This window comes from Pseudomonas sp. MWU12-3103b (assembly GCF_023100615.1).
Classification (GTDB): domain Bacteria; phylum Pseudomonadota; class Gammaproteobacteria; order Pseudomonadales; family Pseudomonadaceae; genus Aquipseudomonas; species Aquipseudomonas putida_A.
Map to the genome: position 1 here is coordinate 37,036 of NZ_JALMEY010000011.1, position 19,693 is coordinate 56,728.

Genomic DNA, 19,693 nt, shown 5'->3' on the forward strand with positions numbered 1-19,693 from the left:
TATTTGTATGCCGCGCTAAGATGAAGATCCATTAAATGGATTTTGGTGTGTACCACTATGACCAGAGGTAAGCGGCCAGTTGGCCTCGACCTAGTCTTGCCGTTCGAATTGACCGAACATTCGCTGTCCACCAAACATCAGCTTTTGTGCCGTTTCCTTGAACACCTGATCAGTTCCGGTCGGCTCCAATCCGGCGAAGCGCTGCCCTCCACGCGTACGCTTGCGCAAAGATGGGGAGTTTCCCGAGGGACCCTGGAAACTGTTTTCGATCAATTGCGCGAAGAAGGTTTCATCATTCGCAAGCGAGGTGCCGGCTCGGTAGTCTGCACAACATTGCCGGATAATCTGATCGCCGCCGCCAGAACTAAGGAACTGCAAGTCGAACTTGATACTCACCGGTCATCCGATTCACCTGCTCCCATTACTTATTTACAGCCGTATGTACCGTTTATTGCCAGACTGGCCGATCCGGGATTGCTCGAAGAAAAAGATGTAAAGTCGTTATGCACACCTTCCGCCAAAGACCTCGGCACCGCAGTATCGGCCTCGTCACTCGGCGGTGACGAGAACTTGCGCAAGTCCATTTGCGACCATATCCAGATCTACCGGGGAATTGACTGCTCACCTCAGGACATCGTGATTACCCACGGCATCAGGCACTGTCTCGACCTTATCAGCCGGGTATTGGGAAAAGAGGCCGTCGTTGCCATGGAAGATCCCGGCTATTACTGGGCCCGGCGGATATTCAATTGTTCCGGCAACACAATCATCGATATTCCAGTGGACGATGCAGGTCTGATCGTTGAAGCGTTGTCACCCGCCAGTCCGGTTCAGGCCATTTATGTCACGCCCTCTCACCAGGCTCCTCTGGGTGTCTGCATGAGCATGGCACGTCGTAAGGCCCTCCTGGCCTCGGCGACCGCAGCCAATGCGATCATCATCGAGGACGACTACGACAGCGAGTACAACTATGGCAGTGCTCCCCTGCCCGCCATCAAATCAATAGATACAAACGACCGGGTGATTTTCTGCGGCAGCTTCAATAAAACCCTGTTCAGCAACTTTCGTCTGGGCTTCATGGTCATTCCCAAACATTTACAGAAGAAAGTCATCAACCTCATAGAAGACACCGGCCAGACGCCCGGCATACTGGGTCAGCTCGCACTCAACCAGTTTCTCTGCACCGGAAAATATGTACGGCATTTGCGCATCTCGCGACAGACGTATCAACATCGACGCGATTTGCTGATCTCAAAGCTGCGAGAAAACCCTGATCTGCAGATTTCCGGCGAGCAATCCGGATTACATTTTGTGCTCTGGTTACCCGCAGACATTGATGAAAGAGAATTCTGCGCACGGGCTGCCCTCTTCAATCTTTGCCTGCAACCGGTATCCGCATTCACCAGCAGTCACGCGGTCAAACCTGGCGTGCTGATTGGCTACGCGGCGCTTACCGATACGCAGATCAATCAGGCGGCTGCCTGCTTGCTGGATCTCGTCAAGTCATTCACTCAATGTATCGAGCGCGTCCCAATCGGATAAACAACCCGCTCCGCTATGACTCACACCCGGGCATTGTTTGCCTGGCCCACGCAAAAAAGCCCGGCAGCGCTACCGGGCTCTTTAATTGCTGCTAACGGGCGACGCGCGACAACGTGTCATCCGTTTCCTGTGCCGCTGTTTTCGCTCCGTGAATCAGCGGTCCATAACGCCGACTGAATTCCCAGCCATACGGCACGCGATCCTTGCTGACGCCGTTGTCCCAGTTTACCGACCAGGTCATCAGGCCCTTGATCGGCAGCCCTTTGATCGCCAGACGTTTGAGCGCATTGCCGACGGCGGTGCTGTCGATCACGTAACCTGTGGCAGCCGCATCGACGTTGGCCGGCAGGCCGATGACGAATTTGTCCGCGGGGATTTTGGTGAAGCCCCGGGTACCGGTCACCAGACTTTCGGTCAGGTAGTAGAGGAAGTCCTCTTTCAGCGCATCGTTGTTCTGCGCGATCCACGCACCATTGCCATTATTGGCTTCCGGTACCCAGACCCCGTCGCCGCCCTGGTTGTAGAACTGCGGCGCGATGAAGTCGTAATAGCCTTCAAGCGCCTGCAGGTAACCGACGTATTTGCCATTGGTGGTCAGGTACGGAAACTCCGGGGCCATGCTGATGATGAAGTGCTTGCCCTGGCCTGCGTAGTGATCCTTGACCAGTTTCAGCGCGGCCGGCAGCACGGTCTTGTTGGCGGCGAAATCAATCGCGCTCTGTTCAAGATCGATGTCCAGCCCATCGAAGCCGTAGGTTTCCACCAGACGGATAATCTCATTGGCCAGTGGTTGTTCCTGTCCGGCCCGCAACTCGATGTGCGCATCGGCGCCACCCAGGGACAAGAGCACCGCCCGCCCCTGGCTGTTGAGCACGCCGACCTGACGCCGGAACTCGGCATCGGAGACGTTGTACGGCTTGAAGGTTGGAATCCCGCTGCCCTTCATGAACGCCACCGCGACCACGTTGTACTCCTTGGGCACCGCTTCCAGAGCGATTTCGGCGAAGCGGCCCTGACGATAGCCGTCACTTGGACCCGCCGGCCAGTTGTGCCAGAAGCCCATGAGTATTTTTTTGCCGGCGATGCTCGGCATCAGCGAGGCCGCGTCGGCCGCCTGGTTTTGCACTAGCGTGAAGTCGATATTTGACATGTTCTAATCCTTCAGAACCTGTGAGTTGAGCGTAACGCCGTTATTTGAAGTCGACGTCGAACGCCTGATAGAACGCGTTGCCGGTGTTGGCGACGATCCACATCAGCACGATGACGTGACGGCCCTTTTTGGTGGCCGGCAATTTCACCGAATGATTGACCTTGGCCTTCAATTCCCCCGGATAGCTGTAATACGGCACTTGAGTGTAGAAGTCTTCGGCGAAAGGCTGCGCTTCGAGTTGTGCACGGGAAATACGCTGTTTCGGATCCCAGCCATCCTTGGTGATCAGCCAGCGATAACCACGGGTGGTGTGTGGCGCGGTGTATTCCCACTTCACTTCCAGCGTCTGGCCCGGGGTGACACTGAGCAGTGGCCAGCTGAACGGACGATTGAGCTTTTTGCTCATTTCCTCGTCGGTGAAGTTCACGCAGTCACGGGCATCGGTCTTGCCACCGCTGAGGATGTAACCGTCGGCGGGCGGCGTGACACTGTCACTGTCGCTGCCATAGGGAGCAGGAAAAGGCCCTGCCGTCAGCGCCGGGAAGTTCTTGCCGCCTTCCATTTCGTTGACCTGCCAGGCACCGAGCAATCCTTGCTCGATGGCTACCGCACCGCGGCTGGCTGGAGAGGTGACGCGACCGTGTCGCAGTTGGGTTTGAGCTTGTGGTTGATTCATGTTTTTCACTCCGTTGATTTAAGAACTCTCCTGTCCGAGGAGAGGCCTTCAAGCTAACGGAGGTGGTTTTTTTGTCCATCGGCGGTTTTGTCGCAGTCAATCGGCGTCTCAAGTCAAAAACGCCGAAAACACTGGATGAATATACAGCTAATTGCGACAAGACCCACCCAACGCATGGCCAAAGGCCTACACGCCGACACTGCAAAAACTGGCATTCAGTACTTATGGCAGTTGCGCCTGGTACTCCTTTTCGTACTGGCCAGCGAGCTGTTCCTTTTGCTTGTCATCGAGCAATTTGCCGGCCATCTGGAAGAACTTCTGCTCTTCTTCCTTGAGATGGTGATGGACTTTGTCGGAGAGCTTCTTCGCCGTTGCCAGCCACGCCGGGCTGGACATCTCGGTCTCGTCCAGCTCTTCCATCATCTCGTCCATTTCATGGTGCTCGGAAATGGCGTGGCGACTGAGGTCAACACCGTTGTCGAACTCCATCAGCGGGATGTAGAAGTGGCGCTCTTCGGCGGTTTCGTGGGCCTGAAGTTCAGCCTTGAGCTGTTTGTAGGCCTCAACCCGCTCCGGAGTATCACCGCTGGTTTCGACCAGGGCTTTGGCGTAACTGCGCTGGCGGTCGTGGCTTTCGCGAAGGGCTTCGAAAATATTCATGGGGGATCCTCATCAACCGCGTTCGGAATGACGCTGTAAAAGCTAGACCCCGGCGCGACAGCGGCGGTTCCAAAGGGATGAGGAAGGACTTGGAAGACGCTCCCCGGGCAGGATAGGCTGGCGGTTCATCTCACAAGGAAGTTGCACATGACGTTGCGAATCGAGCTGTCGCAGAACCCTACGGAAGAACAGCGCAAAGCCATTCTCGAGCCTTTGATTGCGTATAACGACGCCCGGACCGGTGGTTCCACATCTGAACCTTTCGCCCTGCTGGTGCGCGATGAACAGGACACGATTCTCGGCGGTTTGTACGGCCGGGTGATCTTCCAGTGGATGTACATCGAGTTGCTGTGCGTCCCGGAACAGGGTCGCGGGCAACGCATCGGCTCGGAACTGATGGCCATGGCGGAAAATCTGGCCAAGGAGAAGAACTGCCTCGGCATCTGGCTGGACACCTTCGACTTTCAGGCGCCGGCGTTCTACGAGAAGCTGGGATTCAGCCAGTTTGGCGAGATCGTTGATTACCCGCCGGGGCATAGCCGGCATTATTTCCAGAAGCGCTTGATCGGTTGAATTCATTGGCCTCATCGCGAGCAGGCTCACTCCTACAGGATCGGTGGCAAACACAAATCCAGTGTGGGAGCCAGCCTGCTGGCGATAACGGCAGCCGCTTCAGCGCAATATCAGAGACAGGTCGCCAACGCCGCCAAACGGCGTTTGGCAACAAAATCGTCCTTCTGCGCGTAGTAGTTGAGCACGGTTCCCGACGCATCGCTGGTCACGTCGACAAACGACTCTGCGGAACGGGTGTACACCGTCGAGCCACCCTTCTTGCCCGGTTGCAGATACGCTCCGGCGTCCACGCCAAACACTGCTTCGTCCTGCCAGCCGAACTGTACGCACTGAGCGACAACTTTCTCCGGCTTGTCCGAAGTCAGAACCTTGTACGGGGCTTTGGCGCGAGAATCGTCCATCACCGAACCCGCGCAACCGGCCAGCACGGTCGCGGCCAGCGCTACCATCAGAATTCGCATTGCATTCGCTCATTCAGAAAAAAGCGGACTGTATCACCGCAACAGGCAAAATCGTTCTGCTTTACTGCATTTATAGCGCGACATGCGACAGCCGCTCCGGCACCCTAAGGTCTTCAGCCTCACAAGGAACACACATGGCGCCCACCGACCAGCGACATGAACAAGCCCTGAAATTGTTTCTCGACGCGCGCCCCGAATTGCGCGAAACCCTCGATCATCTCAATCCGCTGCTGGCCCAGGCCAAAGGCGAAACCCCGGCGCAGTATCGTGCAGAACGCCTGCACGAAGCCTTCGAGGCCGAGGCGGAAAATCAGGGGCTGTTCGCCTGGGAACTGACCTTGCGACTCACGGCTGCATCGCCCCAGGAGTATCAGGCCCAGCGCATGGAGGTGCATCGCGAGGTAGCGGAAATGGCCCACATGAGCTGGAAGGATTACTGCGATCTGTATGGGCTGGAACCGTAAACGCCGCTGAAGGATATCGTCGCCGATGCTGCCCTCCACTTCGACTCACCGCGCCACTTCCGGGCATCTGCATCGGCAGAAATGGCGCGGGCGCATCGGTCTGGCGCTGGTGGCCAGCCTGTCGGTACTCGCCGGCATGACCGATGCAATCGGCTTCATGGCCAGCGGCGATTTTGTTTCGTTCATGAGCGGCAACACCACGCGGCTGGCGGTGGCGATCAGTGACGGCGACCTCGGACTGACCTTGCGCCTGATCATCCTCGTCGTCACCTTCGTGATCGGTAATGCCTTGGGGATCGTGATCGGGCGCCTCGGTGGCCGGCGCACGCTGCCCTTGTTGCTCTGCATCGCCACCCTGCTTTGCCTGGCGGCGGCATGGCCGTACGACACGCAACTGCCGGCGCTGCTGGCGGCGATCATCGCGATGGGCATGCTCAACGCGGCGGTCGAGGAAGTGAACGGCCTGCCAGTGGGCCTGACGTACGTGACCGGAGCGCTGTCGCGGTTCGGCCGTGGACTGGGGCGCTGGATGCTCGGCGAACGCCGTAACGGCTGGCGGGTGCAACTGGTGCCGTGGAGCGGGATGTTCATCGGCGCGATACTCGGCGCAGTGCTGGAACATCATTTCGGACTTCGGGCATTGTTCGCCAGCGGCTTGCTGGCGGCCGTGCTGGGCGTGCTGTCCCTGAGCATTCCGCGGCGTTGGCAACTGGGCTATATGCCGCGCTGAAATACGATCCTGTGGGAGCGGGCTTGCTCGCGAAAGCGGTGCATCAGTCAAAGATGTGTCGAATGACCCAACGCCTTCGCGAGCAAGCCCGCTCCCACAGAGGGCATGTGCTTCACTTGGTTTCGCGGCTGCCTTCATAAAGCTTTATCATGGCCGCAGTTTTGCTGATCGAGTCCGTCATGAAGTTCGCCATTGCGCTGTTTTCCGCCGCCCATGCGCCCTCCTCGCGCCGTGCCCTGCTGTTTGCGCAGGCTGCGCTGGCCGGCGGGCATGAGATTGTCCGGCTGTTTTTTTATCAGGACGGCGTCTACAACGCCTCGGACGCGGTGGTCACCCCGCAGGACGAACTGGACCTGCCCAAACAGTGGCGCGCGTTCATCAGCGAGCAGCAACTAGACGGTGTGGTGTGTATCGCCGCCGCCCTGCGCCGTGGCGTGCTGAATGACGAAGAAGCCAAACGCTACCAGCGTGATGCCGTCGCGGTCAGCGCGCCGTGGGAATTGTCCGGCCTCGGCCAGTTGCACGACGCGGTGCAGGACGCCGATCGACTGATCTGTTTCGGAGGCGCGTGAAATGGCCAAATCCCTGTTGATCATCAGCCGCCAGTCGCCATGGTCCGGCCCCGGTGCCCGCGAAGCGCTGGACATCGTCCTCGCCGGCGGCGCGTTCGACCTGCCGATCGGCCTGCTGTTTCTCGACGATGGCGTGTTGCAACTGGCCGCCGGGCAGAACGCCAAGGCCCTGCAACAGAAAGACCTCAGTGCCAATCTGCAGGCGCTGCCGATGTTCGGCGTTGAAGAACTGTTCTACTGCACCGACAGCGCCAGCGCCCGTGGCCTGAGCACGCTGTCGCTGGACGAAGCGCAGCCGCTCGGCGCCAGCGAAATCACCGCCCTTATTGACCGTTACGACCAGGTGATCACCCTCTGATGTCGACTTTGCATGTGTTGTCTCATTCCCCGTTCGGCGATGATCGCCTGAGCAGTTGCCTGCGCGTGATCGGCGCTGCCGACGCCTTACTGTTATCCGGTGATGCGGTTTACGCCCTGCAACCGGGCACTGCGCCATTCGCCACGCTGAACGAGCGCCGGGTCAAGCTGTTCGCCCTCGCCGAAGACCTGCAGGCCCGTGCCATCGTTGCTCCCGACTGGGCCGAAGCCATCGATTACCCGGCCTTCGTCGAACTGTCGATCCACCACGACAAGGTCAACAGTTGGCTATGAACTCGATGACTGTCGGCGCCCGCGCCATCGAACTGGACAAGGACGGCTTTCTGGTCGACCTCGACGACTGGTCCCATGACGTTGCCAGCGCCCTCGCCGCCGCTGAAGACATCGAACTGACCCCCGAACACTGGGAAGTCCTCGAACTGCTACGCAGTTTCTACGCGGAATTCCAGTTGTCGCCAGCCACCCGCCCGCTGATCAAGTACACCGCACTCAAACTCGGCCCGGACAAAGGCAACAGCCTGCACCTGAACCGACTGTTCAAAGGCACCCCTGCCAAACTCGCCGCGAAACTGGCGGGCCTGCCCAAACCGACGAATTGCTTATGACCGACTTTCCAGCGCTGACCCTTGAAACGCCCGCCGAACACCCGTTCGCGCAGTTCGTACGGATCCTCGGCAAGGGCAAACGCGGCGCCCGCGACCTGACCCGTGAAGAAGCGCGGGAAGCCATGGGCATGGTGCTCGACGACAAAGTCGAAGACACCCAGCTCGGGGCCTTCCTGATGCTGCTGCGGCACAAGGAAGAAAGCGCCGAGGAAATGGCCGGTTTCACCGAAGCCTTGCGCGAGCGCCTGTCAGCGCCAACGCTGAATGTCGATCTGGACTGGCCGACCTATGCCGGCAAGAAACGCCATCTGCCGTGGTACCTGCTGTCGGCCAAGTGCCTGGCGCAACACGGCGTGCGGATTTTCATGCACGGCGGCGGCGCGCACACCGCCGGACGTCTGTACACCGAACAACTGCTTGGCGAGCTGAACATCCCGCTGTGCCGCACCTGGCAGCAAGTCGGCAGCGCGCTGGACCACGGCGGTCTGGCGTTCATGCCGCTGATCGACTGGGCGCCGCAGTTGCAGAAGATGATCGACCTGCGCAACACCATGGGCCTGCGCTCGCCGATCCATTCGCTGGCACGGATTCTCAATCCACTGCGCGCCCGTTGTGGTCTGCAGAGTATCTTCCACCCGGGCTATCAAGCGGTGCATCGCGAGGCCAGCGGCCTGCTCGGCGACACGGCGATCGTGGTCAAGGGTGACGGCGGCGAAATCGAGATCAACCCGGATGCCGACAGCCATCTTTACGGCACCAGGGGCGGCGAGAGCTGGGACGAGGAATGGCCGCAGCTGTCGAGCCAGCGCCACGTCAAACCGGCCTCGCTGGACGTCGAACATCTCAAGGCTGTGTGGCGCGGCGAGGTGGTCGACAGCTATCCGCAAATGGCCCTGATTTCGACCATGGCCCTGGCCCTGCGCGGCCTCGGTCAAAGCCGCGAGCAAGCGTTCGCAACCGCCGAGCAATACTGGGCGGCGCGCAACAAATCGATTTAACCGATCATAGACGCCCGATCTTTGCGCTTTTTGTTCGAACTCATCGGAATAGACTCGGCTCCAACGCTTATTGGTTCATGGAGTCTTGATCATGGGTTTACTCGTCGATGGCCACTGGCAGGACAAGTGGTACGAAAGCAGCAAAGACGGCGCGTTCCAGCGCGAACAGGCGCAGCGTCGCCACTGGGTCACCGCAGATGGCCAGCCCGGGCCGAGCGGTGAAGGCGGTTTCGCCGCCGAAGCCGGGCGCTATCACCTTTACGTTTCCCTCGCCTGCCCGTGGGCACACCGCACGCTGATCCTGCGCAAGCTCAAAGGTCTGGAAAGCCTGATCGACGTGTCCGTGGTCAGCTGGCTGATGCTGGAAAACGGCTGGACCTTCGACCAGACCCTTGGCTCGACCGGCGACAAGCTCGACCACTTCGACTTCATGCATCAGCGCTACACCGCCGACACCCCGGACTACACCGGCCGTGTCACTGTGCCGGTGCTGTGGGACAAAAAGCTCAAGCGCATTGTCAGCAATGAGTCGGCGGAAATCATCCGCATGTTCAACAGCGCGTTCGATGGCCTGACTGGTAATGAACTGGACTTCTACCCGGCACCGTTACGCGGCGAGATTGATGCACTGAACGAACGGATTTATCCGGCGGTGAACAACGGTGTGTATCGCGCCGGCTTTGCCACCTCGCAACAGGCTTATGAAGAGGCGTTCGATGAGGTGTTTGCCGAGCTGGATCACTTGGAACGGGTGCTGGGCGCCAATCGCTATCTGACGGGTGAATACCTGACCGAGGCCGATGTGCGACTGTTCACCACGCTGATTCGCTTCGATGCGGTGTACCACGGGCACTTCAAGTGCAATCTGCGGCGGATTGCCGATTACCCGAACCTGTCGAACTGGCTGCGAGAGCTGTATCAGTGGCCGGGGATTGGCGAGACGGTGGATTTTCAGCACATCAAAAACCACTACTACGGTAGCCACAAGACCATCAATCCGACGGGGATTGTGCCGAAGGGGCCGAAGCAGGATTTCACCATCGCTCATGATCGGGAGCGGCTGAGCGGGAAAGGAGTTTGGCGGCGGGGTTAATTGATTCGGTGTTTTTGAGGGCCTCTTCGCGAGCAAGCCCGCTCCCACATTGGATTTGTGCATGACACAGATCCAATGTGGGAGCGGGCTTGCTCGCGAATGAGGGCAACTCGGTTTTCAGACCTGCGCCTGAGCCCCTTCGAACCACGCCAGCTTCTCGCGCAGCTGCACCACTTCCCCCACGATCACCAGCGTCGGCGCATGCACTTCATGCTCCGCCACCAGACGCGGCAGGTCGGCCAGCGTGCCGGTGAAGACTCGCTGATTGACTGTGGTGCCCTGCTGGATCAACGCCGCCGGGGTATCCGCGCTGCGACCGTGCTTGATCAACTGCTCGCAGATCACCGGCAAGCCCACCAGGCCCATGTAGAACACCAGCGTCTGCGCCGGGGCGACGAGGTCGGCCCAAGGCAGATCGGTGGAACCGTCCTTCAGGTGCCCGGTGACGAAGCGCACCGACTGCGCGTAATCGCGATGGGTCAGCGGAATCCCGGCATACGCCGCGCAACCGCTGGCCGCCGTGATGCCCGGCACCACTTGGAACGGAATCCCGTGGGCCGCCAGCTCTTCGATCTCTTCACCGCCGCGACCGAAGATGAACGGATCACCGCCCTTCAAGCGCACCACGCGTTTGCCAGCCTTGGCCAGATCGACCAGTTGCTGGTTGATCTGATCCTGTGGCACCGCGTGATCAGAGCGACGCTTGCCGACGTAGACGCGCTCGGCATCGCGACGGCACAGCTCAAGAATTGCCGGAGCGACCAAGCGGTCGTACAGCACCACGTCGGCTTGCTGCATCAGGCGCAAGGCGCGGAAGGTCAGCAGATCCGGATCACCCGGCCCCGCCCCCACCAGATACACCTCACCGGTGGTGACGGTCGCTTCGCCATCAATCTTGGCCTGTAACAGCCGCTCGGCTTCATTACCCTGCCCGGCCAGTTGTCGGTCGGCAATCGGGCCCTGAAACACGTCTTCCCAGAAACCGCGACGTTGCTGCACATCCGGAAACAGGTTTTTCACCTGATTGCGGAAACGTGCGGCCAGTCCGGCCAATTGGCCATAGGTTGAGGGAATCCAGGTTTCGATCTTGGCGCGAATCAGCCGCGCCAGCACTGGCGCATCGCCGCCGCTGGACACTGCAATAATCAGCGGCGAGCGATCGACGATCGCCGGGAAGATCACGCTGCACAGCTGCGGCGCATCGACCACGTTGACCGGCACGCAACGCCGATGGGCATCGCTGGAGACTTGAGCGTTGAGCGTTTCGTCGTCGGTGGCGGCGATGATCAGCCCGCAACCGTCCAGATCCGCTTCCACGTAACCACGCAACAGACACTCGCCACCGCTGGCGCTGACCAGTTCGCGCAGTTGCGCTTCGATTTGAGGTGCGACCACCCGCAGCAGCGCACCGGCATCGGCCAGCAGGCGGGATTTGCGCAAGGCAATTTCCCCCCCACCGACCACCAACACACGACTGCCGCGCAGGTTGTGAAACAGCGGCAGATATTTCATTTAACCGATGACCTCGAGGCCACCCATGTACGGCTTCAGCACGTCCGGCACACGGATCGAACCGTCGGCCTGCTGGTAGTTTTCCAGCACCGCCACCAGCGTACGACCGACCGCCAGACCCGAACCGTTGAGAGTGTGTACCAGCTCAGGCTTGCCGGTTTCCGGGTTGCGGAAACGCGCCTGCATGCGGCGGGCCTGGAAGTCGCCGCAGTTGGAGCACGACGAAATTTCGCGGTACTTGTCCTGGCTCGGAATCCACACTTCGAGGTCGTAGGTTTTCACGGCGCTGAAGCCCATGTCGCCGGTGCACAGCGCCAGGGTGCGGTAAGGCAGACCCAGCAGTTGCAGGACTTTTTCGGCGTTGGCGGTCAGGCCTTCCAGCGCTTCCATCGAAGTCGACGGCTCGACGATCTGGACCATTTCAACCTTGTCGAACTGGTGCTGACGGATCATGCCGCGAGTGTCACGGCCCGACGCACCGGCCTCGCTCCGGAAGCATGGGGTGTGCGCGACGAACTTGATCGGCAGCAGTTTCGAGTCGACGATTTCACCGGCCACAATGTTGGTCAGCGACACTTCGGCCGTCGGGATCAGGTACAGATCGGCTTCGCCTTCGCGAGCGATCTTGAACAGGTCTTCTTCGAACTTCGGCAGCTGACCGGTGCCTTGCAGCGCCGGGGCCTGGACCAGATAAGGCGTGTAGGCCTCTTCGTAGCCGTGCTCGTTGACGTGCAGGTTGATCATGAACTGCGCCAGAGCGCGGTGCAGACGGGCGATAGGACCGCGCAGCAGAGCAAAACGGGCGCCGGACAGCTTGGCGGCGGTTTCAAAGTCCAGCCAGCCGAACTTCTCGCCCAGCGCGACATGGTCTTTCACTTCGAAATCGAAAGCAGTCGGCGTGCCCCAGCGGCGCACTTCAACGTTATCGTCTTCGTCTTTGCCGACCGGTACCGATTCGTGCGGCAGGTTGGGGATACCCAGCAGAATCGAGTCCAGCTCGGTCTGGATCGCGTCCAGCTCGACTTTACCGGCACTCAGCTCGCCCGCCATGCGCTCGACGTCCGCCATCAGCGGCGCGATGTCTTCGCCGCGCTGCTTGGCCTGACCGATGGATTTGGAACGCGCGTTACGCTCAGCCTGCAGTGCTTCGGTGCGGGTCTGGACGGTCTTGCGCTGTTCTTCCAGCGCTTCGATGCGCGCGGTATCCAGGGCAAAGCCACGGGAAGCCAGGCGGTCCGCTACGTCCTGAAGGTTGCTACGTAACAGTTTGGAATCGAGCATGTCGGTTTCTCGTTATCAAAGTTTGGTCAGGGACAGGCCGGCCCACGTCGCGAGCAGCCCGCCGAATACGCTGATCGCCGCATAGCCCAGGGCCAGCGGCACTTGCCCGCTTTCCAGCAGGCGCACCGTATCCAGTGAAAAGGATGAAAAAGTCGTCAGCCCCCCGAGGAAGCCGACCATCAACCCGGCACGCACCTCGATCGGCACCTCCGGGCGTATCAAAAACAGGCCGTACAACACGCCAATCAGCAGACAGCCCACGATATTAACGGCCAGCGTCGCGGTATAGAAGTGCCGCGGCCAATTGGCGTTAACCCAATTGCCGGTGGCGAAGCGCAACAGGGTGCCGGCAATCCCGCCGACGGAGACCGCAACGATCAATGGAATCACTATTTCCTCCGCTGTCTTGGGCTTAAACGGTCGAGCTGGGCGAGGTGGTTGAGCTTCTCGCCGATCTTCAATTCCAGGCCACGAGGCACCGGTTGATAGAACGGAATCGGCTCAAGCTCTTCCGGGAAATAATCTTCGCCGGCGGCATAAGCGTCCGGTTCGTCGTGGGCGTAACGGTATTCGTCGCCATAGCCCAGTTGCTTCATCAGCTTGGTCGGCGCATTGCGCAAGTGCAGCGGCACTTCCAGCGAACCGTATTCGGCAGCGGCGCGCAGCGCGGTCTTGAAGCCCATGTACACCGCGTTGCTTTTTGGCGCGCAGGCCAGATAAGTGATGGCCTGAGCCACCGCCAATTCGCCTTCCGGGCTGCCGAGACGCTCCTGCACCTCCCACGCCGCCAGGCACAGGCTCAGGGCGCGCGGGTCGGCGTTGCCAATGTCTTCGCTGGCCATACGCACCACGCGCCGCGCCAGGTACAACGGATCGCAGCCGCCGTCGATCATCCGCGCGAACCAGTACAGCGCGCCATCGGGGTTGGAGCCGCGTACCGATTTGTGCAGCGCCGAGATCTGGTCGTAGAACGCTTCGCCGCCCTTGTCGAAGCGCCGTCGGGTATCGCCGAGCAGGCTTTGCAGCAGCTCGGTGCCCATCTCGCTGTTGTCTTCGGCCAGATCCGAGGCGTTCTCCAGCAGATTGAGCAGGCGCCGGCCATCGCCATCGGCGGCCGACAGCAGCATCTGGAAGCCTTCATCACTGAGGGTCAGGTTGCGCTTGCCCAGCCCGCGCTCTTCGGTGAGCGCGCGATGTACCAGTTTGCGCAGCGCGGTCTCGTCGAGGCTTTTCAGCACATAGACGCGGGCCCGCGACAACAGCGCGTTGTTCAATTCAAATGAAGGGTTTTCGGTGGTGGCACCGATGAAAATCAGCGTGCCGTCTTCGACGTACGGCAGGAACGCATCCTGCTGCGATTTGTTGAAGCGGTGCACTTCATCGACGAACAGGATCGTGCGCTTGCCGTACTGGCCGGCCTGCTGTTTGGCGATTTCAACGGCCTGACGGATCTCCTTGACCCCGGCGAGTACCGCCGAGACCGTTTCGAAGTGCGCATCCGAGACTTCCGCAAGCAAGCGCGCGAGGGTGGTCTTGCCCACGCCCGGCGGCCCCCAGAAGATCATCGAATGCAGGGCACCCTGCTCCAGCGCCTCACGCAGAGGCTTGCCGCGAGCGAGCACGTGCTCCTGACCGACATACTCATCCAGATTGGTCGCACGCAAACGCGCGGCCAGTGGCTGGGCAATCGGTGCACTGCGAAACAGATCCATCACGTAGCGTTGAAACCTCTGATTGTCTTAAAGTCTGTCGGGAACCCTGTGGTGAGGGGATTCATCCCCGACTGACTGCGCAGCAGTCACCTTTTTTGGGGCTGCTCGCAGCCCATCGGGGATGAATCCCCTCGCCACAAAAGCCCCTTCACAGAACTACAGGGCTGAGGGTTTATTCCTGGATAACGTCAGCACCCTTCGGGATGTCGAACTTGAACTTCGACGCCGACACCGCTTCGTTGGCCTTGACCCCGGTGAACAGGATGTTGGTGCGCTGACCAACGCTGTCGATCAGTTGCATGTCATTGACCAGGCCGTTGCGGAACGACAGACGCAGGCTGTCGAACAGGGTGTCCTTGGTCTTAGGCTTGAGGGTGAAGTCGATCACGCCACCTGCCTCTTTCGCGCTGATCTCGAAGCTCTGGCTGATCTTCGACACGTCACCGGACAGCAGCAGCGCCGGGGTCTGGGTCAGGCGCTCGTCGAGCTTCTTGATGGTGGCTTGTTCCAGGTCCGGGTCCCACAGGGTGACCTTCTTGCCGTCGGAGACCATGGTCTGCTCGTTTGGCGCTTCGGTGTGCCAGTAGAACAGGCCCGGACGCTGCAGGACCATATCACCGCGAGTTTCCTGCAACTGCGTGCCGCTGCCGTCGAGGGTCAGTTGCGAGAAGTTCGCGGTCAGGGTTTTCGATGTTTCCAGCAATTGGGTCAGACGCGCCACGTCCTTGTCGTCGGCGTGGGCCGTGAACGTGGTCAGCGCCAGTACTGGCAACAGCATGCGGATAAGACGCATGGGAGTCCTCTTGAATACTCGTTGGGAGAGCGGCGGCACATCATTGTCCCGCCCTTTGCTTTTGCAATCAGTCGCGAACCGGGCCCGGGGCCAGAACTTCACGCGAACCGTTGGTGTTCATTGAGGTGACGACCCCGGCCATTTCCATGGCTTCGATCATGCGCGCAGCGCGGTTGTAACCAATCTTCAGCTTGCGCTGTACCGCGGAAATCGACGCCCGGCGGCTTTCCAGGACGAACTGTACGGCTTCGTCATACAGCGCGTCGGCTTCCGGATCGTCACCGTCACCGCCACCGCTGCTGCCTTCGAAACCGCTGCCCGCCTCTTCGACACCATTGAGGATGTCATCGTTGTATTCCGGTGCGCCACGCAGTTTCCAGGCTTCCACCACGCGGTGTACTTCATCGTCGGAAACGAACGCGCCGTGAACCCGGATCGGCAGGCTGGTGCCCGGTGGCATGTAGAGCATGTCACCGTGACCGAGCAGTTGTTCGGCGCCACCCTGGTCGATGATGGTCCGCGAGTCGATCTTGCTCGACACCTGGAACGCCATACGCGTCGGAATGTTGGCCTTGATCAGACCGGTGATCACGTCCACCGAAGGTCGCTGGGTCGCGAGGATCAGGTGAATACCGGCGGCACGCGCTTTCTGTGCGATACGCGCAATCAGTTCTTCAACCTTCTTGCCGACGATCATCATCATGTCGGCGAATTCGTCGACCACCACGACGATGGTCGGCAGCTTCTGCAGCAGCGGCGCTTCGTCGTGAATGCTTTCGCGCTTGTACAGCGGATCGCTCAACGGCTCGCCGGCGTCCTGGGCTTCCTTGACCTTGGCGTTGAAGCCGGACAGGTTACGCACACCCATCTTCGCCATCAGCTTGTAGCGACGTTCCATCTCGGCAACGCTCCAGCGCAGGGCGTTGGCGGCGTCCTTCATGTCGGTCACTACCGGACACAGCAGGTGCGGAATGCCTTCGTAGATCGACAGTTCGAGCATTTTCGGGTCGATCATGATCAACTTGGCGTCGTCCGGGCCGGACTTGAACAGGATCGACAGGATCATCGCGTTCACGCCCACCGACTTACCGGAACCAGTGGTACCGGCGACCAGCAGGTGCGGCATCTTCGCCAGGTCGGTGATGACCGGTTTGCCGCCGATGTCGTGGCCCAGGGCCAGGGTGACCGGCGACTTGAAGTTGTCGTACTCGGGGGTCGACAGCACTTCGGAGAAACGCACGATCTGCCGGTCTTCGTTGGGGATCTCGATACCGACCGTGGTCTTGCCCGGAATCACCTCGACCACCCGCACACTGGTCACGGCCAGCGAACGTGCAAGGTCTTTCGCCAGGTTGGCGATGCGGCTGACTTTGACGCCGGCTGCAGGCTGGATTTCGTAACGGGTAATCACCGGGCCCGGGTGGATCGAGTCCACGGTGACTTCGACACCGAATTCCTTGAGCTTGATCTCCAGCAAGTGGCCGACCGCTGCCAGGGATTCCGGCGAATAGTTGAGTTGTTTCTTTTCCGCAGGATCGAGGATCGAGATCGGCGGCAAGGTGCCTTCCACGGCGCTGTCGACGAACAACGGCACCTGTTTCTCTTTCTGCACACGCTTGCTTGGCTCGGGCGCCTTGACCGGGGCCGGGGCGATGACCGGCGGTACCTGCTTCTCGCGGTCGGACATGTGCTTGCTCAGGGCCTGCTCGCGCTCGATCAGGCGCTCCTTGACCTTGGCCTGTTCACGCTTGTCGGTAACGGTCGGCGCCACCACGTCGTGGACGCGATCATCGACTTCACGCAGTTGCGCAACCAGTTGCTTACGCTCGGTACGCGCCGACCACCAGCGGTTGATCGCGCCCTGGAACAGTTCGAACAGGTCGAGGGTGATCTTGCCGGTGACGTCCATCACCTTGAACCACGACAGGTCAGTGAATACGGTCAGGCCGAACAGGAACAGCGCAATGAACAGCAGCGTGCTGCCCTGGATATTCAGCGCGTTACGCGCCAGATCACCGAGACTTTCGCCCAGCGCCCCGCCCGCGCCCGCCGGCAGGCCGGTGGCCGCATGAAAATGGATATGCGCCAGCGCGGCGCCCGACAGCACCAGAAACACCAGACCAATCAGGCGCCAGGAGAACAGCCAGCCGCTCCACTGCCACGGCTCGTGGCGTTGACGGAAGATCTGATACGCCTTGACCGCCAGCAGCAGCGGGAAGATGTACGCGAAGTAACCCAGCACCATGAACAGGATGTCGGCGCTGTAAGAACCGGCGGGGCCGCCGAAATTCTGCACGTCGTCAATCTTGCTGTTGTGGCTCCAGCCCGGATCATCCTTGCCGTAGGTCAGCAAGGCCATCATCAGGAACAGGCACAAGGCACCGATGGCGATCAATGCACCTTCCTTGAGCCGGTAGTGCAATTGCTGGCGCCAGAGCGGAACGACTGTTTTTGGTGCTGCGGTGGATTTCTTCAAAACGCTTCTTTTCCTGCGCCCGGGGCGCGTCCATCTATTGAATGTCGATAAAAAACTGCCCAATCCAGGCAGGTAAAAAAGTGAACCGGCGCATCTGAGACTACTTTTAACACTGTGCCGCAGCTTTTATAAACACAGCCATAAACACAGCGCTCTACAAATATTCTGTAACAGCCCGGCATTGTACGGGTTTGTGCGGCTGATGCCATGCTTCAACCCATAGCTGAGCATAGCCATTGCCACAAATCCTGCGGTTCAATTTGAGCATGCATTGTCTTTTGTGACAAAGGCTTATGAGGTGTATTTGATGAACGCAGCGAAGCATTCACGCCTGATCATTCTCGGCTCCGGCCCTGCCGGTTACAGCGCCGCCGTTTACGCCGCCCGTGCCAACCTCAAACCGGTGGTGATTACCGGGCTGCAGGCCGGTGGTCAGCTCACCACCACCGTCGAAGTCGACAACTGGCCTGGCGACGTCGAAGGCCTGACCGGTCCGGCGCTGATGGAGCGCATGCAAAAACACGCCGAGCGCTTTGCCACAGAGATCGTTTACGACCACATCCACACCGCCAAGTTGCAGCAGCGCCCGTTCGAACTCATTGGCGACAGCGGCACTTACACCTGCGACGCGTTGATCATCGCCACCGGCGCCTCGGCGCAGTATCTGGGTCTACCTTCGGAAGAAGCGTTCGCCGGCAAAGGGGTTTCGGCGTGCGCGACCTGTGACGGCTTCTTCTATCGCAATCAGGTGGTCGCCGTGGTGGGCGGCGGCAATACCGCTGTCGAGGAGGCGCTGTACCTGTCGAACATCGCCAAAGAGGTGCATTTGATCCATCGCCGCGACAAATTGCGCTCGGAGAAAATCCTTCAGGACAAACTGTTCGAAAAAGCCGCCAACGGCAACGTTCGCCTGCATTGGAACCAGAATCTGGACGAAGTGCTGGGCGATGCCAGCGGCGTGACCGGTGCGCGCCTGCGTGACAGCCATACCGGGCAGACCCGCGAACTGCCACTGGCTGGCGTGTTCATCGCTATCGGCCACAAACCCAACACCGACCTGTTCCAGGGTCAGTTGCCAATGCGCGACGGCTACCTGCTGGTCAAGGGCGGCAGCGACGGCGACGCCACCTCCACGGAGATCCCCGGCGTCTTCGCTGCCGGCGATGTGGCCGACCACGTCTACCGCCAGGCCGTGACCTCGGCCGGCGCCGGCTGCATGGCGGCACTGGACGCGGAGAAGTATCTGGACGACATTCCTGTCATTTAACGGCACACTTTATCGCGGGCCTCGCGCCCACACCGCCCTCCCCTTCTGCAAGCCTGGACGCCATGCTGACTTGGTTACAACGCAATTCCCTGACCTTCCCGCCCCTGGAAAAGGCCATGCGCGATCCCAATGGATTGCTGGCTGCCGGTGGCGATCTGTCCGCCGATCGGCTGGTGCAGGCTTACCGGCACGGCTGTTTTCCGTGGTTCTCCGAAGGCCAGCCGATCCTCTGGTGGTCGCCGGACCCACGCACCGTGCTGTTTCCCGACGAACTGCATGTCTCGCGCAGCCTCGGCAAATTGCTGCGCAAGCAACGCTACCAGGTGACCTTCGATCAGAATTTCGACGCCGTGATTCGTGCCTGCGCCGCCCCCAGGGATTACGCCGACGGCACCTGGATCACCGAAGCCATGCAGGACGCCTACCTCGAACTGCACCGCCGCGGCTTCGCCCACTCGGTCGAGGTCTGGGATCAGGGCCAACTGGTCGGCGGCCTGTATGGCCTGGCGATGGGTCAGCTGTTTTTCGGCGAATCGATGTTCAGCCGCGCCGACAACGCCTCCAAATTCGGCTTTGCCACGCTGGTGCAGCATTTGAAAGACGCTGGATTCGTTCTGATTGACTGCCAGATGCCGACCGATCATCTGCACAGCCTCGGCGCCCGCGCGATCCCCCGCCAGGAATTTGCCGACTATCTGGCTCGCCACCTGGATCAACCGAGTCGTGCCACCTGGGTTTGCTGAGCGACTT

General features: G+C 60.2%; 21 protein-coding genes and 1 pseudogene. 12 read left to right on the plus strand and 10 right to left on the minus strand.

The features are described from left to right. Positions 1-96: 96 nt before the first annotated feature. On the plus strand, positions 97-1,542 hold the full coding sequence (locus tag M0808_RS17505; protein WP_247842013.1) for a PLP-dependent aminotransferase family protein: 1,446 nt from the start codon (positions 97-99) through the stop codon (positions 1,540-1,542). A 148-nt stretch (positions 1,543-1,690) separates the two neighbouring features. Here M0808_RS17505 and M0808_RS17510 read toward each other — a convergent pair. From M0808_RS17510 to M0808_RS17520, 3 genes and pseudogenes are all read right to left on the minus strand, one after another. After that, positions 1,691-2,692: pseudogene (locus M0808_RS17510) on the minus strand (chitinase); the annotation flags it as partial. A 40-nt stretch (positions 2,693-2,732) separates the two neighbouring features. Further along, entirely contained in the window at positions 2,733-3,368 is a 636-nt protein-coding gene (locus M0808_RS17515; RefSeq protein WP_027614688.1) for a lytic polysaccharide monooxygenase auxiliary activity family 9 protein, read from the minus strand. A 222-nt stretch (positions 3,369-3,590) separates the two neighbouring features. Further along, the gene (locus tag M0808_RS17520) at positions 3,591-4,028 is read right to left on the minus strand and encodes a hemerythrin domain-containing protein (protein WP_027614687.1); all 438 of its coding nucleotides are present in this window, start codon (positions 4,026-4,028) and stop codon (positions 3,591-3,593) included. Between the two features lie 147 nt (positions 4,029-4,175). On the opposite strand from M0808_RS17520, the gene M0808_RS17525 reads away from it, so the two are divergent. Next, entirely contained in the window at positions 4,176-4,601 is a 426-nt protein-coding gene (locus M0808_RS17525; RefSeq protein ID WP_247842014.1) for a GNAT family N-acetyltransferase, read from the plus strand. A gap of 110 nt (positions 4,602-4,711) precedes the next feature. Here the strand turns inward: M0808_RS17525 and M0808_RS17530 are convergent, their stop codons facing one another. Continuing rightward, positions 4,712-5,062, minus strand: coding sequence for a hypothetical protein (locus M0808_RS17530; protein WP_247842015.1), 351 nt, complete (start codon positions 5,060-5,062; stop codon positions 4,712-4,714). 134 nt (positions 5,063-5,196) lie between these two features. Between M0808_RS17530 and M0808_RS17535 the strand changes: the two genes are divergently transcribed. The 8 genes from M0808_RS17535 (at position 5,197) to M0808_RS17570 (ending at position 9,902) form a co-directional block, all read left to right on the plus strand. Beyond that, complete coding sequence (locus tag M0808_RS17535; RefSeq protein WP_247842016.1) at positions 5,197-5,526, plus strand: DUF6388 family protein; 330 nt, start codon at positions 5,197-5,199, stop codon at positions 5,524-5,526. A 25-nt stretch (positions 5,527-5,551) separates the two neighbouring features. Then, positions 5,552-6,256 carry a YoaK family protein gene (locus tag M0808_RS17540; protein WP_027614683.1) on the plus strand — a complete coding sequence of 235 codons (705 nt, stop codon included), beginning with the start codon at positions 5,552-5,554 and terminating at the stop codon, positions 6,254-6,256. Positions 6,257-6,435: 179 nt separating this feature from the next. After that, positions 6,436-6,828 (plus strand): sulfurtransferase complex subunit TusD, encoded by a 393-nt coding sequence (tusD, locus tag M0808_RS17545; RefSeq protein ID WP_027614682.1) that lies wholly within the window; start codon positions 6,436-6,438, stop codon positions 6,826-6,828. A 1-nt stretch (position 6,829) separates the two neighbouring features. Beyond that, positions 6,830-7,186, plus strand: coding sequence for a sulfurtransferase complex subunit TusC (gene tusC / locus M0808_RS17550; RefSeq protein WP_047295096.1), 357 nt, complete (start codon positions 6,830-6,832; stop codon positions 7,184-7,186). Beyond that, a complete protein-coding gene (gene tusB / locus M0808_RS17555; RefSeq protein ID WP_027614680.1) occupies positions 7,186-7,479 on the plus strand; it encodes a sulfurtransferase complex subunit TusB in 294 nt (97 codons plus the stop codon). The genes tusC and tusB overlap by 1 nt, the downstream gene beginning before the upstream one ends. Further along, positions 7,476-7,811, plus strand: a complete 336-nt coding sequence (locus M0808_RS17560; RefSeq protein ID WP_097088100.1) for a TusE/DsrC/DsvC family sulfur relay protein — start codon at positions 7,476-7,478, stop codon at positions 7,809-7,811. Before tusB ends, M0808_RS17560 begins: the two co-directional genes overlap by 4 nt. Beyond that, complete coding sequence (locus tag M0808_RS17565) at positions 7,808-8,809, plus strand: glycosyl transferase family protein (RefSeq protein ID WP_247842017.1); 1,002 nt, start codon at positions 7,808-7,810, stop codon at positions 8,807-8,809. The genes M0808_RS17560 and M0808_RS17565 overlap by 4 nt, the downstream gene beginning before the upstream one ends. Positions 8,810-8,900: 91 nt before the next feature. Beyond that, entirely contained in the window at positions 8,901-9,902 is a 1,002-nt protein-coding gene (locus tag M0808_RS17570) for a glutathione S-transferase family protein (protein ID WP_247842018.1), read from the plus strand. Positions 9,903-10,019: 117 nt separating this feature from the next. On the opposite strand, the gene cysG is transcribed toward M0808_RS17570, so the two are convergent. The 6 genes from cysG to M0808_RS17600 form a co-directional block, all read right to left on the minus strand. Then, the gene (gene cysG, locus M0808_RS17575; RefSeq protein WP_247842019.1) at positions 10,020-11,414 is read right to left on the minus strand and encodes a siroheme synthase CysG; all 1,395 of its coding nucleotides are present in this window, start codon (positions 11,412-11,414) and stop codon (positions 10,020-10,022) included. Beyond that, a complete protein-coding gene (gene serS, locus M0808_RS17580) occupies positions 11,415-12,695 on the minus strand; it encodes a serine--tRNA ligase (RefSeq protein WP_007908080.1) in 1,281 nt (426 codons plus the stop codon). Between the two features lie 15 nt (positions 12,696-12,710). Next, entirely contained in the window at positions 12,711-13,085 is a 375-nt protein-coding gene (crcB, locus tag M0808_RS17585; protein WP_217830445.1) for a fluoride efflux transporter CrcB, read from the minus strand. Continuing rightward, complete coding sequence (locus M0808_RS17590; RefSeq protein ID WP_003223849.1) at positions 13,085-14,407, minus strand: replication-associated recombination protein A; 1,323 nt, start codon at positions 14,405-14,407, stop codon at positions 13,085-13,087. The genes crcB and M0808_RS17590 overlap by 1 nt, the downstream gene beginning before the upstream one ends. 172 nt (positions 14,408-14,579) lie before the next feature. Beyond that, entirely contained in the window at positions 14,580-15,200 is a 621-nt protein-coding gene (lolA, locus tag M0808_RS17595; RefSeq protein WP_007966612.1) for an outer membrane lipoprotein chaperone LolA, read from the minus strand. A gap of 67 nt (positions 15,201-15,267) precedes the next feature. Beyond that, positions 15,268-17,676, minus strand: coding sequence for a DNA translocase FtsK (locus M0808_RS17600; protein WP_098968156.1), 2,409 nt, complete (start codon positions 17,674-17,676; stop codon positions 15,268-15,270). A 307-nt stretch (positions 17,677-17,983) separates the two neighbouring features. Between M0808_RS17600 and trxB the strand changes: the two genes are divergently transcribed. Then, positions 17,984-18,943, plus strand: a complete 960-nt coding sequence (gene trxB, locus M0808_RS17605) for a thioredoxin-disulfide reductase (protein WP_139054576.1) — start codon at positions 17,984-17,986, stop codon at positions 18,941-18,943. Positions 18,944-19,005: 62 nt separating this feature from the next. Next, positions 19,006-19,686 carry a leucyl/phenylalanyl-tRNA--protein transferase gene (gene aat, locus M0808_RS17610; protein ID WP_247842020.1) on the plus strand — a complete coding sequence of 227 codons (681 nt, stop codon included), beginning with the start codon at positions 19,006-19,008 and terminating at the stop codon, positions 19,684-19,686. Positions 19,687-19,693: the final 7 nt, after the last annotated feature.

What these genes read in the sequence shown, in the direction of transcription:
- M0808_RS17515 (WP_027614688.1), bottom strand. Translation starts at nt 3,368, where the DNA reads ATGAATCAACCACAAGCTCAAACCCAACTGCGACACGGTCGCGTCACC.
- trxB (WP_139054576.1), top strand. Translation starts at nt 17,984, where the DNA reads ATGAACGCAGCGAAGCATTCACGCCTGATCATTCTCGGCTCCGGCCCT.
- tusC (WP_047295096.1), top strand. Translation starts at nt 6,830, where the DNA reads ATGGCCAAATCCCTGTTGATCATCAGCCGCCAGTCGCCATGGTCCGGC.
- M0808_RS17570 (WP_247842018.1), top strand. Translation starts at nt 8,901, where the DNA reads ATGGGTTTACTCGTCGATGGCCACTGGCAGGACAAGTGGTACGAAAGC.
- M0808_RS17525 (WP_247842014.1), top strand. Translation starts at nt 4,176, where the DNA reads ATGACGTTGCGAATCGAGCTGTCGCAGAACCCTACGGAAGAACAGCGC.
- M0808_RS17520 (WP_027614687.1), bottom strand. Translation starts at nt 4,028, where the DNA reads ATGAATATTTTCGAAGCCCTTCGCGAAAGCCACGACCGCCAGCGCAGT.
- aat (WP_247842020.1), top strand. Translation starts at nt 19,006, where the DNA reads ATGCTGACTTGGTTACAACGCAATTCCCTGACCTTCCCGCCCCTGGAA.
- M0808_RS17535 (WP_247842016.1), top strand. Translation starts at nt 5,197, where the DNA reads ATGGCGCCCACCGACCAGCGACATGAACAAGCCCTGAAATTGTTTCTC.
- serS (WP_007908080.1), bottom strand. Translation starts at nt 12,695, where the DNA reads ATGCTCGATTCCAAACTGTTACGTAGCAACCTTCAGGACGTAGCGGAC.
- cysG (WP_247842019.1), bottom strand. Translation starts at nt 11,414, where the DNA reads ATGAAATATCTGCCGCTGTTTCACAACCTGCGCGGCAGTCGTGTGTTG.
- lolA (WP_007966612.1), bottom strand. Translation starts at nt 15,200, where the DNA reads ATGCGTCTTATCCGCATGCTGTTGCCAGTACTGGCGCTGACCACGTTC.
- tusD (WP_027614682.1), top strand. Translation starts at nt 6,436, where the DNA reads ATGAAGTTCGCCATTGCGCTGTTTTCCGCCGCCCATGCGCCCTCCTCG.
- M0808_RS17560 (WP_097088100.1), top strand. Translation starts at nt 7,476, where the DNA reads ATGAACTCGATGACTGTCGGCGCCCGCGCCATCGAACTGGACAAGGAC.
- M0808_RS17530 (WP_247842015.1), bottom strand. Translation starts at nt 5,062, where the DNA reads ATGCGAATTCTGATGGTAGCGCTGGCCGCGACCGTGCTGGCCGGTTGC.
- tusB (WP_027614680.1), top strand. Translation starts at nt 7,186, where the DNA reads ATGTCGACTTTGCATGTGTTGTCTCATTCCCCGTTCGGCGATGATCGC.
- M0808_RS17590 (WP_003223849.1), bottom strand. Translation starts at nt 14,407, where the DNA reads ATGGATCTGTTTCGCAGTGCACCGATTGCCCAGCCACTGGCCGCGCGT.
- M0808_RS17540 (WP_027614683.1), top strand. Translation starts at nt 5,552, where the DNA reads ATGCTGCCCTCCACTTCGACTCACCGCGCCACTTCCGGGCATCTGCAT.
- M0808_RS17565 (WP_247842017.1), top strand. Translation starts at nt 7,808, where the DNA reads ATGACCGACTTTCCAGCGCTGACCCTTGAAACGCCCGCCGAACACCCG.